The sequence below is a fragment of the Alkalitalea saponilacus genome, from assembly GCF_900168165.1.
Classification (GTDB): Bacteria; Bacteroidota; Bacteroidia; order Bacteroidales; family Marinilabiliaceae; genus Natronoflexus; species Natronoflexus saponilacus.
Window position 1 is genome coordinate 56,464 of the sequence record NZ_FUYV01000007.1, and the last position, 16,616, is coordinate 73,079.

7 protein-coding genes are annotated in these 16,616 nt (G+C 37.8%); 6 read left to right on the forward strand and 1 reads right to left on the reverse strand.

Annotated features, from left to right (window positions below):
• The first annotated feature begins 168 nt into the window (after positions 1 to 168).
• The 4 genes from B5X70_RS07535 (at position 169) to B5X70_RS07550 (ending at position 10,065) form a co-directional block, all read left to right on the forward strand.
• Positions 169 to 1,194, forward strand: a complete 1,026-nt coding sequence (locus B5X70_RS07535; RefSeq protein ID WP_157666519.1) for a PorP/SprF family type IX secretion system membrane protein — start codon at positions 169 to 171, stop codon at positions 1,192 to 1,194.
• Positions 1,179 to 2,648, forward strand: a complete 1,470-nt coding sequence (locus B5X70_RS07540) for a tetratricopeptide repeat protein (RefSeq protein WP_079557290.1) — start codon at positions 1,179 to 1,181, stop codon at positions 2,646 to 2,648. The genes B5X70_RS07535 and B5X70_RS07540 overlap by 16 nt, the downstream gene beginning before the upstream one ends.
• Before the next feature lie 317 nt (positions 2,649 to 2,965).
• Positions 2,966 to 7,003, forward strand: a complete 4,038-nt coding sequence (locus B5X70_RS07545; protein WP_079557291.1) for a PAS domain S-box protein — start codon at positions 2,966 to 2,968, stop codon at positions 7,001 to 7,003.
• Positions 7,004 to 7,074: 71 nt separating this feature from the next.
• Entirely contained in the window at positions 7,075 to 10,065 is a 2,991-nt protein-coding gene (locus B5X70_RS07550; protein WP_079557292.1) for an ATP-binding cassette domain-containing protein, read from the forward strand.
• Positions 10,066 to 10,249: 184 nt separating this feature from the next.
• On the opposite strand, the gene B5X70_RS07555 is transcribed toward B5X70_RS07550, so the two are convergent.
• Positions 10,250 to 12,799, reverse strand: a complete 2,550-nt coding sequence (locus B5X70_RS07555; RefSeq protein ID WP_079557293.1) for a PAS domain-containing hybrid sensor histidine kinase/response regulator — start codon at positions 12,797 to 12,799, stop codon at positions 10,250 to 10,252.
• Positions 12,800 to 13,073: 274 nt separating this feature from the next.
• Between B5X70_RS07555 and B5X70_RS18045 the strand changes: the two genes are divergently transcribed.
• Together B5X70_RS18045 and B5X70_RS07560 are read left to right on the forward strand one after the other, a co-directional pair.
• Positions 13,074 to 13,229: a hypothetical protein gene (locus B5X70_RS18045; protein ID WP_157666518.1), complete on the forward strand. Its 156-nt coding sequence runs from the start codon at positions 13,074 to 13,076 to the stop codon at positions 13,227 to 13,229.
• A gap of 23 nt (positions 13,230 to 13,252) precedes the next feature.
• Positions 13,253 to 16,498, forward strand: coding sequence for an ATP-binding protein (locus B5X70_RS07560; RefSeq protein WP_079557294.1), 3,246 nt, complete (start codon positions 13,253 to 13,255; stop codon positions 16,496 to 16,498).
• Positions 16,499 to 16,616 lie beyond the last annotated feature (118 nt).

Consider the following 16,616-nt stretch of genomic DNA (forward strand, 5'->3'; position numbering starts at 1 on the left):
CTTGGTTAATGAAAACAATATTTTCAAAATTGCGCACTATAAATTAAATTACTAATTTGAGTAAAATATATTTAAAAATAAACACATCCGTTAAATTCATTACGAAAATCAATAATGACGGGTTGCGTAAAAATGCTTCGGGTCTGAATTTAAATAGGAATAATGACAATGCAATCAAATAAAATAGTGCTCATTATTATTTTAACGGCTTTACAGCCCTTAAATAGCATTATTGTTTCTCAATCCATACATTTTAATCAAGCGTTTTCTTCTCATTTAACATTAAACCCTGCCAATACAGGCAGGTTTGACGGAGACTGGCGAGCGGTCGCCATGTATCGTCACCAGGGACACGAAATGTCTTCAGATTACAACACCTCCTATTTTAGTTTCGAATATCCGGTATATATCAATTCAGAAAAAATAGAAACCGGAATATATTACAGTAGGGACAACTCATCAGGATTTTCTTTTCCTGCCGACCGCATCAACCTCTCAATCAGCAACGGCATTCACTTAAACATCAATTCAGTTTTATACGCAGGCATTCAACTTGCCTGGGTTCATAAGCAAGTTGATTGGTCTAACACCACATTTCCCGATCAATACTCAAGAGACACAGGAGGTTTTGATCCATCCCTCCCCACTTCTGCCCATCTGGAGAACGAATCAACCAATTATCCCGATGCAGGAATTGGAATATTATACCACAGAAACACAGAATTAGGCATATTTAATATTGGTTACTCATTACAACAAATTAACCGGCCACAGGAATCATTTTTTGGTGAAACCTTTCAGTTGCCGGTCAAACACATATGGCATTCAAAAGCCGACATAAACCTTTCAGCCGATTATTTCGTGATTCCCACCATTGTTTATTTAAGAATGGGAAAGAATCAAGTTTCTTTAACTGGTATTCATTTTGGATATAATCTTGATGAATGGATGAACCAGAATAACAGCATCATTGCGGGAGTTCATTTCCGCAATGCGTCGATGGCAAACGCCCGTTCGGTAATCTTCAGTGGTGGAATGACTTGGCAATTCTGGACATTTATGCTCTCTTACGACACCAGCATATCCAGACAAAACACAGCAAGACTGAACAGCACAGGACTGGAATTTGGGATAGCATTTAAGCTTCCGTCAACCCAACTTAGTAATAAGATGATACCATGGGAAAGATTTTAATCACTTACATACTCATATTATTTTGCTGCAAAGCCTCTTATGCTGAAACACCCACTGCTGATTTGAGAGGAAAACCCAACTGGCAACTTCGTGGTATGGCGCGCAGTGCGCTTAGAATGAATGATCATCATCAGGCTGCGATTTTTCTTGAAGAGCTTTACAGAAGAGATGCATCCAACACTCATGTTGGCATGCAATTGGGAAATATCTATATGGAAACAAGACAATACCGAAACGCAAAAGATATCTTCAAAAAAATTTATGAATCCGACCCACGCAGTCAACTCGAAGCCCGGTTTAATTATGCTTTTCTGCTAAAAATGTTTCAGGAGTATGAAGATGCTTTGGAACATTTTGAACTATTAAGAATGCGTGCCAGACGAATTCCCGGTAACCACATCACCCGCGAGCGGGTTGAAAACCTCATTCAAGGGTGTAACATGGCCATTGCTCACCGCGACACAATGGTTCATACAAAAATTGAAAGACTGGGATCAACAATCAACACAAAACAGCCAAAAACCGGAGTCATCATCATTAACAACAATGAGTTTATTTACGGATCGGCAAGAAAAAACACTCCGGAGATAATAAAGCTGGATAAGCCATATGAACCGGTGATGCAGTTCTACAGTGCAAATTTTGACAACGATCAATGGACAAGTAACCCTGAAACCCCAGCGCCATTTTTTAACTTAAATAATTATGATACGGGGCGGGGAGCATTTTCCCCCGACAAACAACGGTTTTACATCTCCGGCTGTCAGACCAGATTTGATGGCAAAACCATTTGTCATTTATTTGTTTCTAAATACGATAACGGCGAGTGGAGCCAACCCGAAAAACTAGGACCAACCGTTAACAATCCTGAATACACATCAACTCAACCTACCGTAGGAACAACTTTTGATACCAACCTGGAGGTTCTCTATTTTATTTCAGACAGACCAGGAGGAGCCGGTGGCATGGACATTTGGTTCTCAGTTTACAACAAACGCACAGGAGAATACCAACAGGCACAAAACGCCGGCGTGTTTATAAACACGCCGCAGGATGAAGTCACCCCATTTTACGATGTAACAAGCCGCAGACTCTATTTTAGTTCCAATGGACTTCCCGGGTATGGAGGTTTTGATATTTTCTACACCGAGGGAGCATTGGTTACCTGGCAGCCACCTGTAAATCTCGGAAAACCCATCAACTCCTCCTGGGATGATACCGGCTTTGTTAAAGCAGGCGATTGGGGATTCCTTACTTCCAACAGACATATTGAATACAGCGAGAATCATATCTTTTTCACCCCTGACATATACAAATTCAGCAGAACCGATGAACTTTTTATGATAAGCGACATAAACATAGAACTTAATCAACTTAAAGAAACAAGATCATTTTTCAATCATTCCGTGAAAAAAAAGCGTATATTTAAAGATGTGGTGAATTTTGAGGAATAGAAAATAATTAATCAGTAAAAGTTGGAGCTTTTAACCCAATTAACAAACAGTATATTTAACGATAGATTTTGCAAAAACCAATAATTCAATAGGTTTAATCAATCATAGACACAATTTGATTATCATTGGTAAATTTCTGTTTACCTGGAATAAAATAACCAGATAAGCAGGGGCATTCGCTTGTTAATTGAGGAAATCATAAATTTAATAATTAGATTACAAAAAAAGTCTTGTCGAACGCTTCGAAATAAAGGAGCCTGATTTTTGGCGAATTCTCAAAAAGCATTAGGATCAATAAAAACAAAAGTTTTGGACACATGAAAAATCTGACCCTGATATTCATCCTTCTTTTTGGTCATGCTACCTTTTTTCTTCAAGTTTCAGCTGAAGACACCTCTATTTATGCTCCAATTCGCAGGCAAATTATTATAAAAGGAGATCAATTTTACCCTCCATATGAATTCATTAATGAGAAAGGAGAACCCGACGGGTTCAACATTGAATTGTTTAAAGCCCTTGCAAATGAACTAAACCTTGATTATAAACTGGAACTAGCACCATGGCACCAGGTTAGGGAAGAACTTGAAGCGGGAAAAATTGATGTCATTACCGGAATGTTGGTAAGCCCATACAGATCAGAAAAATTACGCTTTGGCATTCCACACAGCGTTATGACCCACGGACTATTCACTCATAAAGACTCGAAAATACGATCGATCAATGATATACACGAGTTGGAGATCATAGTTCAGAGAGGGGATATTATGCACGACTACCTTATTGAGCACCAGATAACTGACAGAATTATTGCTGTAGAAGATCAGCTGGAAGCACTCCGATTGCTGGAAAAAAATCAGCATGATGCGGCTCTATTAGGTAACTTTCAGGGGATGCACCTGATTAAAAACTACAAAATCAAAGATGTTGTGTTAAGATCCTCCGATATAGAACCGCAGCGTTATGCTATGGCTGTTAAAAAGGATAATGATGCACTTTTGTGGACGCTCAACATGGGATTGTATCAGCTAAAAGCCAATGGAACCTATGATGAATTGTATAATAAATGGTTTTCAATATATGAACGTGGGTACTATACAAAAAAAATACGCCCATATATTTTAGGGTTGCTAGCCTTCATATCCCTGTTGGTGTTTTTTGTTATAATACTCAGAAAAAGGGTAAAACAGGCATTGAAAAAGCAGAAAGAGAGTGAAGACAAACTTCTTTCATTAAGCAAGGTTGCTCCCATTGGGTTGGGAATGATAAAAAACGATATCATTCTGGAAGTAAATGATTACCTGCTACAGATTTTAGGTTATAAGCGTAAAGAGATTGAAGGTAAAAATATTCGCTCGTTTTTTGAAACGAGCGAAGAATTCAACAGAATTAAAAACATCATATTACAACAGATCAACTCAGATAATTTTGGCTTCTGCGAAGCCAAAATTATTAATAAATCGGGCGAGTATATATACACCATCATTACAGCAGGCAGTATGGATGATACGGTAAACAATGATACCGTAATATTTACCCTTGCTGATGTAACATCTCACAAACAAAATACCAATCTCATAAACGAAGCGAATGAGCGTTTGAGATTTCATCTCGAAAACACACCTCTGGGAGTGATTGAAATTGATAAAAATCTAAGGATTAAAGTGTGGTCCAGACAGGCCGAGAAAATTTTTGGATGGAGTGCAGATGAAACCATTGGAAAAACAGAGAAGGAACTCAACATGATTCATGAAGAAGATGAAGAGTTTGTGTGTAATGCACTGAAACAACTAGCAGCCGGCCATTTTAAAAGAAATGTCATCATCAATAAAAACATCAACAAAAACGGGAATATCCTGCATTGCGAATGGTATAATTCAGCCATTTACAATGATAACGGGGAATTGATTTCCATCTTCTCGTTAATAAATAATGTCACCGATCTCAGAAAGGCAGAAAAACAGGTACAGGAAGAGCAACAACGATTAAAATGGAGTGTGGATGCAGCAGATATTGGAACGTGGGAATGGAACATTCAATCAAACCGGATTCGATGTAACGACAACTACTACAACATGCTGGGATACGGCCCCGGCGAACTAAATATTGACTCATTTGATTCATGGGAAAAAATGGTTCATCCTGAGGATTTAGCAGAATCGAAAAAATTATTAATGAACCACCTGGAGAATCCTGATTCCATATATGAAACAGAATTACGAATGCGTCATAAGAATGGAGGGTGGCTATCGGTTTTGGACAGGGGACGAATTATCTCCCATACACCTCAAGGCTTACCGCTAATAATGGTGGGTACACATACTGATATTTCCAGAATAAAAGAGGCTGAAAAACAGATTCGCCAGAATGAAGCCAGACTTCAGAGCATGGTAAATCTTATGCAACAAGACACAAACAACATACGCCAATTATTTGATTATGTGCTGGAAGAAGCCATTAAACTTACTGAAAGTCAAATTGGTTTCATCTACTCATACAACCAAGATAATAACCAGTTTCAGATGCAGGCAGTATCTCAAAAAACAATGGCCAATTGCCGTATTGATAACTGGATTGAATGCCTCGAGCTGGACCAAACAGGCATGTGGGGGGAGTCAGTAAAACAAAAAAGACCCCTTATATATAACAATTTCACTAAAGAAATTCCATTGCGCAAGGGATATCCAGAAGGTCATATACCCATTGAGAAATACTTAACGGTACCAGTTATAATAGACGGCATAACAGTACTTGTGGTTGGATTGGCCAACAAACGAAACGACTACACACAGCATGATATTTTGCAAACAACCCTTTTAATGGATACCATATGGCATGTGACTGAAAAAAGAAAATCAGATAAAGAATTACAGAAACTCTCCGTTGCTACGCAACAGAGTCCTGCATCGGTTATCATTACTGATATAGACGGTATAATTGAATATGTAAACCAGAAATACCTTGATACAACAGGTTATAAAAAAGAAGAGATGATAGGTAAGCCTCTCACAATTCTAAAGCCAGATCATACAACATTAGAAGAGCACAACAATATTTGGAGAAGTTTAAAAAATGGGCATAATTGGAAAGGAGAACATCAAAATCAGAAGAAATCAGGAGATTATTATTGGGAATCCGTAAGTCTCTCACCAATTTTTGATGACAAAGGGATCATTACAAACTTTGTGATGGTTAGTGAAGACATCTCATACGACAAACAGTTACAATCAGAATTGATTGAAGCAAAAGAAAAAGCAGAAGAGAATGATAAGTTGAAAACCGCATTTCTTAACAACTTATCTCACGAAGTGCGCACGCCTCTGAACGCAATAGTAGGTTTTTCTGAATTAATTGACGATGACACTTTGGCATCGTCAAAAAAATCATTCTACGCCAAATCTGTTGTAAAAAGCAGCAAGCAACTGCTATCACTAATAGAAAACATCGTTAGTATTGCAGTAATTGAAGCCGGACAGGTAAAAATAAATGAGAGTGAAACAAACATCAATCATTTATTAAATGATGTTTATAACCAGATGATAGCTACCAACGAAAACAAAGAAGTAAAACTAAAGCTAGTCTCCTCTATTGACCGATGCAACGAAGAAATAATAACTGACCCCGGAAAACTGACTCAAATATTGACCAATTTAATTGATAATGCCCTAAAATTCACTCCAAAGGGATATGTAACATTTGGATGTTCGAAAAATGAACGGTATCTTAACTTTTTTGTTGAAGATAATGGAGTTGGTTTCCCAATGGAAATCCATGATGAGTTGTTCCAGAAATTCAGACAGGGTACAAACAGCATTTCCGGACTGCAGTCCGGTATGGGTTTGGGATTAACCATTGCTAAATCGTATATTGATATACTCAACGGTTCAATCTCGATACAATCAGATCCCGAAAAAGGCACTAAAATTGAAATAAAACTACCTTATAAACCAAAACAAAATAACATGACAGACGAAACATCTATTTCCCCCATTCCTGGAGGTAAAACCATTTTGGTTGCAGATGATGTGGAAATAAACCACTTGCTTATTGTTGAAATGCTTGAGGAACTAAAACTTAATGTTCTATATGCGCGAAATGGCATAGAAGCCATTAAAATGATTGAACGACTTCCGGCCATCGAACTCATTTTAATGGACATAAAAATGCCCGGCATGGATGGGTATAAAGCAACGGCTGAAATTAAAAAGCTGAAACCTGAAATCATCATCATTGCACAAACGGCATATGCTCTTGCGGGCGATAAAAACAAGGCACAGGAAGCCGGTTGTGATGATTATATTTCCAAGCCAATTGACCGGAAAGAACTCATACGTGTTCTTTCCCAATATCTAAAATAAACCCATTCGTTATAGAAACTCTGTCTGAGTAGTTATTATTTTAAGGTCAAAATATTAAACCAAGTCTGTTTATGAAGGAGAAGGCACTTCAAAGTATCGTTTCAATTTTTGCACTCATTGCTGTTTTTAAACCCGGCAAGGGGTACACGCTTATTTCCAACATACTGGAAGTTTACCTATCCTCCAATTTCACCAAACAAACTACCGACATATATCTTGACAAATTTCATCAGCGAATTAAAGAATATATTCAGGTACAGAATAAAAAACCATCCGTTTTTCACCACTATTTCACCAACGAAATTGAAGCACATTGCTACATTCTATCCCGTGAAATCACCATCTCACAAAGAATGCTGGTGCTTATATACCTTATCGAATATGCGCCATATATGTCGGGTAAAACTTCGCTGTACATCACCAGCGAAGCCACAGAACTGGTTAGAACCATAGCCGGCAAACTGGAAATTGATCAATCAGATTTCAATGACGCGTTGGCCTTTAGTACAGATGTATTTCAAAAAATAAGTGATCGCAATCCTCTTTTAATTATTAGCGACAACCAAAACCTCAGCATTCCTGGAACAAAAATTAGCCATGTTGAAAATCTGAATGGCCAACTTATTTTCTTAAAAATCAGTTCAATCAATACAGTATTGTTTAAAGTGAGCGGTCAGGCTCACTTTGAAATCAATAACAGGAAACTTTATAAGCGAAGAACTTACATTCTGAATAAAGGAGCAGTAATTCATACCAATAACGATTTCGACTTTTATTATAATGATATTACCAAGGCATTAACAAGAAGCTATTCAGGCCAGAAATTGGCACTTGAAGCCCATAACATCGATTACAGATTCCGAAATGGCAATTATGGCATCCGAAAAATGTCATTCAGTTGTCACTCAGGAGAAATGCTTGCCATTATGGGTGGCAGTGGATCCGGCAAGACCACCTTAATGAACCTGTTGATAGGAGCCAGAAAACCTGAAAATGGCGTTGTCACACTCAATGGAGTTAACGTCTTCACCAATCCTGATAAAGTTAAGGGTTATATTGGTTACGTACCTCAGGACGATGCCCTCAACGAGGAGCTGACTGCTTTCGAAAACCTCTATTTTATAGCCGGCCTGTCGTCGGGGAATCTTTCAAAAAACGAACGCATCAGGAAAGTCAATAAAATACTGAAAGAGCTGGATTTATTCCAAATTAAAGACCTTAAAGTTGGCAGTCCTCTAGAAAAAGTAATCAGTGGCGGACAAAGAAAACGATTGAATATAGCTATCGAGTTAGTACGCGATCCCGGAATCCTCTTTTTGGATGAACCAACTTCGGGTTTATCGTCAGCCGATAGCGAGAACATTATGCAAATATTAAAAGATGCCACGGAAAATGGTAGAATGGTGATTATTAACATTCATCAACCTTCGAGTGACATCTTCAAAATGTTCGACAAACTCCTTTTTATTGATAAAGGTGGTTATCCTGTCTATTTTGGCCCGGCCATACAAGTAACCTCATATTTAAAACAGGCATTAAAACTTGCAGATGCACACGAAAATGAATGTCAGACCTGTGGGAATCTGAATCCGGATGATATATTCAGGTTTGTTCAGACAACAAACATTGCAACACCACACCGATCAGGTTCGAAACGTGTTTATACTCCGGAAAGATGGCATCGGAGATACATGCGCAGCATCCAAGAAAACTTCACCATTTTCAATGAAAAAACCACCATGCTCTCTCCGAGCAAAGTTGACATACCAAATAAAGTCAAACAATTTAAACTCTATTCGTTACGCAACCTTTTCACCAAACTGGCTGATTATCCATATCTGATACTTTCATTATCCTTGCCACCATTACTGGGAACACTCCTGAGTGTATTCTCGAGATATATAAGTCCTTTAACCGACAGTTATAGTTTTCATGAAAATGAGAACATACCGCCGTATATTTTCATGAGTGTCATCGTGGCCATGTTTGTCGGGATTATGAGTGGATCCACAGAAATCATAAAAGACCGCAAAGCACTTAAACGAGAATCGTTCCTGAATTTATCCTTTTCATCCTATTTGGGAGCCAAAATGTTTTACCTGGTAACATTATCGGCTGTTCAGATGGCCTCTTATGTTTTGGTCAGCAAATGGATACTTCAAATTCCGGCAGGAAACATCTCTTTTTTTACCATCATGTGGACAACGGCAATTGCATCGGGAATTATCGGATTGTTGCTTTCAACCATATTTAAAACCACCGCATCAGTATATGTTTCAATTCCATTTATTTTGATTCCACAAATACTCTTCAGTGGTGCAGTTATTGATTTTAACAAAATCAATCCATTTTTCTCTTCAGATAAATATGTGCCGCCTATAAGTGAGCCAATGTTATCCCGATGGTCATTTGAAGCCATATCTGTAAGCCTTTTTATGAAGAGTGAATACTCAAATTATTTTTATGATCTTGATCAGAGCATATATCAAACAGCCTATTACAGGAATTTTCTCATACCTGAACTTGAGAAGGCTTTTTTCAGCGACACATGGAGCAGTGATCACTCTCTCACTCCCGATTCAGCAAATTTTGCACTAGTGAGAAATGGCTATGCACAACTGGTTAATCATATAGAAAAGAAACTACCTGAATTGAACGATCAACACATCAACGGCAACGATTTCAATCTGTTCATCCGCGAAGCAAGAAATGCACTTACAAAAATCAATGATTCGGTGCAGAACCAAAAAGATGAACTGATTAATGAGTTGGGCCGCGACAGATACCGGCAACTGCAACAAACACGAAACAAAAAACTGGCACAAATTGTCAGCGACGAAACCAATGTTGAAAAAATAAGGATCAGTGAAGATCAGTTCATCAGAAAAATGACTCCCATTTACTTTATGCCTGAAAATATTCACGGACGATCTCACCTCTATTCGCCTGCAAAGCGAATAGGAAACATTTTCATTGATACGCCGCGTTTTTGCAATTACGTTATATTTACAATGAGCTTAGTACTCCTGATAGTAATTTATTTGAACAGACCAAGATATTAATTATTAGACTGTTAGACTTATAGGTTTTTAGATATTAGATGCTATACGCATTGAGGTGCCGCCTAGCGGGATAAAATAAATGTGTACACTTGATATTAAGCACATTATGCGTACGGAAATCAAGTTCACATAGACCTGTAATTTAACCAAATAAAAACCCCAAACTAATTCTGCCATAAGCAAACTAATAAACACTAAGAATTTTGAAAAACTGAGTGGGATCTATAGGTTTTACAAGGTACTTGTCAAATCCGGCACGAAGGCAACGTTGTTTCTCCTCGGAAATCATATATGATGCCTGAGCAATAACCGGGAGCGGGGGATACATTTTCTTTATGGCTTTAAATAATTCAAACCCATCCATATCCGACAACCTGACATCAGTAAACACCACATCAATGTCCTTGTGATCAAAAAGGAGGTCAATGGCTTCAGAGCCATTGGTTGCAAATAACAACTGAACATTATGATGATTAACAGCAGCTTTTAACTCATCTACCTTTTCGTAACCATATTGAACGATTAGAACTTTCCCAACTTTGAGTACTGATTTTTCTTCATCCGATTCCTTTTTGGAATTGGAAACTCGTAGAGGAATTTTAATTGTAAAGCGTGACCCTATACCAGGTTCAGAATCAAGATCAATAGATCCTCCAAGCATATCGATTAAGCCTTTTACAATGGTTAAGCCAAGACCGAGGCCACCATAGAGCACCGATTCTGAGTCGCTGACCGTAGTAAATGGCAGGTAAATACTTTGATGAATGTTCTTGTTTATGCCAACACCGGTATCTTCAACCCAGAATAGAAGATGATCGTTATTTAAAATCCTGATACCGCTTCGAATATGCCCTTCCTGAGTAAACTTAACAGCATTATCAAGCAATAATTTCAGGACTCGCATCAACATCTCTTTTTCACAATATATTCTCTCATTAAGATCAGCATGTTTCTCTTCAATCTTAAATTGAATGTTATGCTTTCCCGATTTATTTAGTAACTCTTTTCCTTCCTCATTAAGATAATCAATGAGTTCATAAATTTCAAACCAGCTCTTTTCAACAACATATTCGCCGCTTTCAATGCGGCTCACCTCAATCAGAATATTCAGAATATTCAAAAGATTATCGCAACTTTCACGAATCAACTTTAAATAATAGTTCTGACTCTCTGACAGACCATCATGCTCCAGCAACTCTACAAACCCCAGAATGCCATTCATAGGAGTTCTCACTTCATGCGACAAATTGGAAAGGAAAACCGATTTTAATCGATTGCTCTCATCGGCCTGCGACTGTTGCTCGCTCAGCACTTGTTCGTATTCTCTGCGCGATGTAACATCCTGTGTAATTCTCAAAATACTTCGAACGTTACCATTTCTATCAAAAATGGGATAAAAAACTGAATTAAACCATTTATCCGGGTTGCCGGGAAATTTAAAGTCAGTGGTTTTCGTAACATTCCCATTTAGAGTTTCATCCAAATAGGACAACACATCTACATCAATCCCATCATTGATTAAATTCCGGATCCCCGGATTTTCCAACTCGCAATTATCTAAATTCAACAATATTTTCATGCTGTCATTGCAGAAATAAATTCTCAGGTCGGGATAAAGCAGCATCGCTCCATCCGAAAGGCTATTCAAAACCGCAAGTGCATCGAATATGGCTGGTGTGTTTACCACATCTTTTTCACCAATCTCGGTTTCACGCAATACAATCATTACATGAGTATAACCTTCGAGAAATATATATTGTGCCTTAAGCTCAATCTCATTAACTTGAGATTCATTAAAGGTTGCAGCGTATAAAATTAATCGCTGCCGCTCTCTAAAATTATTATTCAAAAGAAGTGTTTGATCATCTCGTCCTTTAAATCGTAAGTTTCGCCACAAATCCTTACCTGCCACTTCCCGGGAAACGAGTCCAAAATAATTCAATGCTTTTTGGTTGATCAATTCTACTTCATCAATCTGACCTGAGCGATTGATACTACAAAGCATAACACCTTCCCCAATGTTCTCAGAGAATGTAGTTAAACGTCTTCGCTGAAATTCAAGTTCAGTTTCAAGATCCTTCAATTTCGAAGATAAGGTGTTACTTTTTAAAACAAGAGTTTCTTTCTCTTCTTCAATAAGTTTTTCGTTGTTGATTCTCCTCAATACAATAAGAGCATATTCTCTGGCGGAATCTTTTTTATTCAAAAGCGAACCGGAGAATAGATACCAATCTGCATTTATTCTAAGTTCTGTAGTAGATTTTCCTTTGCGCCAAATAGATTTATGAAAATTTTGAATTACCTCACATTGCTCATTCTCGAGAGGCCAATGATTTATATTCTTGCCGGTTAACTTCACCGTTCTCAAATCCTTCCATAACAAATCATGACCATAAGATTGCAATATCTCGCCATTAATATCGGTAATAAGAACATTCATTCCCGGTTGATTCTGCAATACACGTACCAATAGTCGGTTTCGTTTTTTTAACAGAAGAATCAAACCACTTCTTTTTTGAATCTGTCTGTAAATAAGAAGGAAAAGCAATATCGCTGTTACACTAACATATCCGGCTCCTTTATAAGTTTGAAACATAGTCATGGTATCCTTATCTACAACAAAAGGTAATCGAATCCTGTCAGAAAAATAAATCCATAACAAGCCTGCAACCAAATAAAGTACCGAAATGGTTAGTGCTGAAACCCAACTTTTTTTAATAGAAGTTTTAAACATTCAAATGATTTTTCTGAGCGATGATGCTTTATTACTTTAATAAATAGATTTCATTTGTGAAACACAACTAAAAAAGATTTTATATCTACCTATTTCACAACCACGTAGGTGGTTGTGAATTTTTCAAAAAAAACTAAAAACCTGAAAAATTGACTTTCCTTTTGTCTTCTGTTCTTTATCTTTCGTTAAATTAATAAAATAGTTGCATTCCTATCAACTTTTTTCTGATTAAAATAGAGAGTCAATTCTAAAAACAACAATTAAAGAACTTTTCATGCATAACATCGTATTAATTAATGTGCGGGTAGTCGGTGTTGATTTAACCTTAATAAATCGAGCCATGCGAAGCAATTCTCAAACAGGGGAATCTAAGATCGGCTTAGCCAATGACTATGATGGCGAGTTCTCCCAAGACCTCGAGAACCATTGAATAACAAATTTTAGACACATGAAATGACAGAAGAAAACACTCTATATGAATTAATAGGTGCCATCCCTCATCCTCTAATTGTTATGGATAACCAAATAAAGGTTACTTATATCAACCAAAAGGCAAGGGAATTGTTAAAGCTGGACTCCAGCAAGGAATACCGGGTAACACCCGGACTACTTTTAAACTGTCAAAATGCGATTAATCTGGGAAGCTGTGGCACCACTCTGATGTGTAGTAAATGTCGTTTGATGGATGCCATTGATTATGTGTTGCAAAATCAATTGCCATTAAAAAACCAAACCGGAACAATCTACACGCATGAATCAGCAGGTCAAAGCATTTGGCGTTTAAAATTCGACTGTTCATTTCTCAATTTTAATTCAGGTATGGCATTAATATCTTTACATGATGCCTTACTTATGCCTCCCTCATTAAATGAGATCAATATAAGCAACCCTGAGGAATCGAATGAAATGAATTCGAGTGCCCATTTTGTCTTAAAAAGTGAGCTAACAGAGTCACTCCTCAATTCTGAAGCATGCTTAAACGCCCTTTTAAGTAATTCAGAGGATGCTCTCCTGATCCTTAACCACCAAAATGAAATATTGAAATGGAACAGCAGCTTCTCTAAATTAATTAACGAATCGGAAGCAATATTAACCCATGATTTAATTTCAGAATCCCTTCAATTCCAGTTTTTGGAAAATGGAGAATTTCAATGCAAAACATGGGAAGAGATAGTAAAGAACCTGAATGCTCAAAAATCTTTTGAAGGTACAATTACAGCAGGTCAATCGCACGATATTTGGGTAAAGCTTAACATCATCCCATTTTATAATGAGGAGAAGAAACAAACAGGAACCCTGTTATCATTTAAAGATTTATCGGTAGAACAAAATATGCGCGATCAAGCAATGCTCCACCGCTATGCGCTGGAGTATTTTCCTGCTGAATTCTACTATATTCATGCAGATGGCCGCATTCTATACGCCAACAAACAGGCAAGAGACATATTAGGCATCGATTCTGATCTCTACAGCCACTTAACTGTTAATGACATCAACCCAAAAATTGATGAAAAATGGTGGAATGACCAGATAAAGAGACTAGAAAACGATGAAACTCTGGAATTTGAGACTTTACATAAATCAGAAGATGGAGAACTTTACCCGGTGCTTGTCAAGATTTTCATGCCCGACACTGATCAGCCTGACCTGTTCTGCTACTACAGCCACAATTTAGAATCACATAAATCCATCGAAAACAGCCTCATTAAAGAGTCTTTTGTAAATGAGAGTCTGGCAGAAATCAGTCGCGAACTTACCATCCATAATGAATTAAGTTCTGTAGAGCTTTTGATTCGTCAGTATGCCCTACAAATAACAGAAAGTGCATTCGCGTTTCTGGCCTATCGTGATCCCGTTAACCAGGAGCTGAAAATCACCATCTACTCCGACAGTTCCGAAAATTATTTAAATGAAGTAAAAAGAATTGAGCAATATTTTGCAAAGCATTTCAACAACATCACTCCCGTTACAGAAGAAGAGCGTAATATTTCTGATCGCATCGTGAATACAACAAGCGAGTTATTAATTGAGGGAATTCCATTTAATGATCTCATTCCCTTTAGCAGAATCGCCTCGGCGGGCATCTTTTTCAACAACGAATACAAAGGACTTTTGCTGGTAGCCGACCGATCAACAGACTACGAAGAAGACGACAAAGAGCATCTTGAAAGCCTCGCCAATTTATTTGCCCTAGCCATAAACAGAATACAGGAAAAGCAGCGTTTGGTTGAATCCATGGAGCAGCTTGAACTGGCAATTAATGTCTCAAACATGGCCGTTTGGGACATCTACCCCGAAAAAGATGAAATAATCATCAACCCGGCGTGGCAGGAGAAACTGAACATATGCAGAGAGAATCAGCATCCGCGACTATCTGAAGTCATTAATCTGCTTCACCCTGAAGACATGCCTAATCTGTTAAAAGGCTACGAAGAACACAAAAACAGCAACTCCCCATACTTCGAAATTCCATGCAGGGTAAAAATAAAAAACGGATCATATAGATGGATGCAAGGAACGGGAAGAATCGTTACCCGAACCCCCGATGGTAAGATCCATCGGATTATAGGTCTGGCCACCGACAACACCGATCAGGTTGAACTTAACCGGCAGTTGTTACAATCTCGTGAAGAAGCCGTTGCAGCCAATCAGGCAAAAAGTGTATTCCTGGCCAGGATGAGTCATGAAATTCGCACTCCCCTGAATGCCATCATCGGGTTTGCTGATATTTTGAAAAAAAACACCAGCGAACCTGTTCAGATGGATTATCTCAATAACATAAAAAAAAGTGGAATGACCCTGATGAACCTCATCTCAGACATTCTGGACTATTCAAAAATTGAAGCAGGTAAGCTGGAACTAAGCAAAAACGATACAAATATCCGTAATCTTATATACGAAACCCAAAGCCTATTCAAACCTGCAATTGATGAGAAAAACCTTGAGTTTATTACAAAGATTTCGGAAAACACTCCACATTTTATCAGGCAGGATGAACTCCGGCTGCGGCAAATTATAACAAACCTGGTAAGCAACGCCGTAAAATTTACAGAAGAAGGGAAAATTGAATTAATTGTTTCTACCAAAACAATTAATAAAGAAAAGGTGAACATTACCATAAAAGTTATAGATACGGGTATTGGGATCAAACCCGAATCTCAAAAGAAAATATTTGAAGACTTCACCCAACAGGAAGATCAGGATAACCGCAGATACGGGGGTACAGGTCTTGGATTAGGCATTGTAAAACGGTTACTTGAGTTGTTGGGTGGAAGTATTGAACTTAAAAGCGAACCGGAGGAAGGTAGCACATTCACCGTTCATCTTCATCATTGCGAAATCATTCATAAAAAACCCATCAAAAGAGGTCAGGGAGAGGCAAACAATAAAAGCATAACACAAGTAGATTCTGAAACAACCAAAATTCATGTTCCAAACACCATCTCTGAAGAGTGCAAAGATGATTGCATCAATGAATTAAAGCCTATATGGGACGAATTTAGTTTTCGACCATCTTTTGGCCCGGTAAAGGAGATTACAGAAATCATGAAGCAAATTAGTCTGAGACATAAGGACAAATTCATGGAGAAATTAGCCTACCGCATTGATAGCGCCACAGCCTCATTTGATGTGGAAGAACTAAGCAAATCTATTGCAGATTTTAATTCCTATTCGGGAATTAATGATTATTTTGGATAAGAATTAGACGCGGAGACACAATAGCGAAAAGTTTTTATTCTAAGATTAAAAAGCAGGTAAGGAGGTCTCATCGAAATAGAATTAGTGAAGAAACCTAAAATATTACTAACTTGTAGAA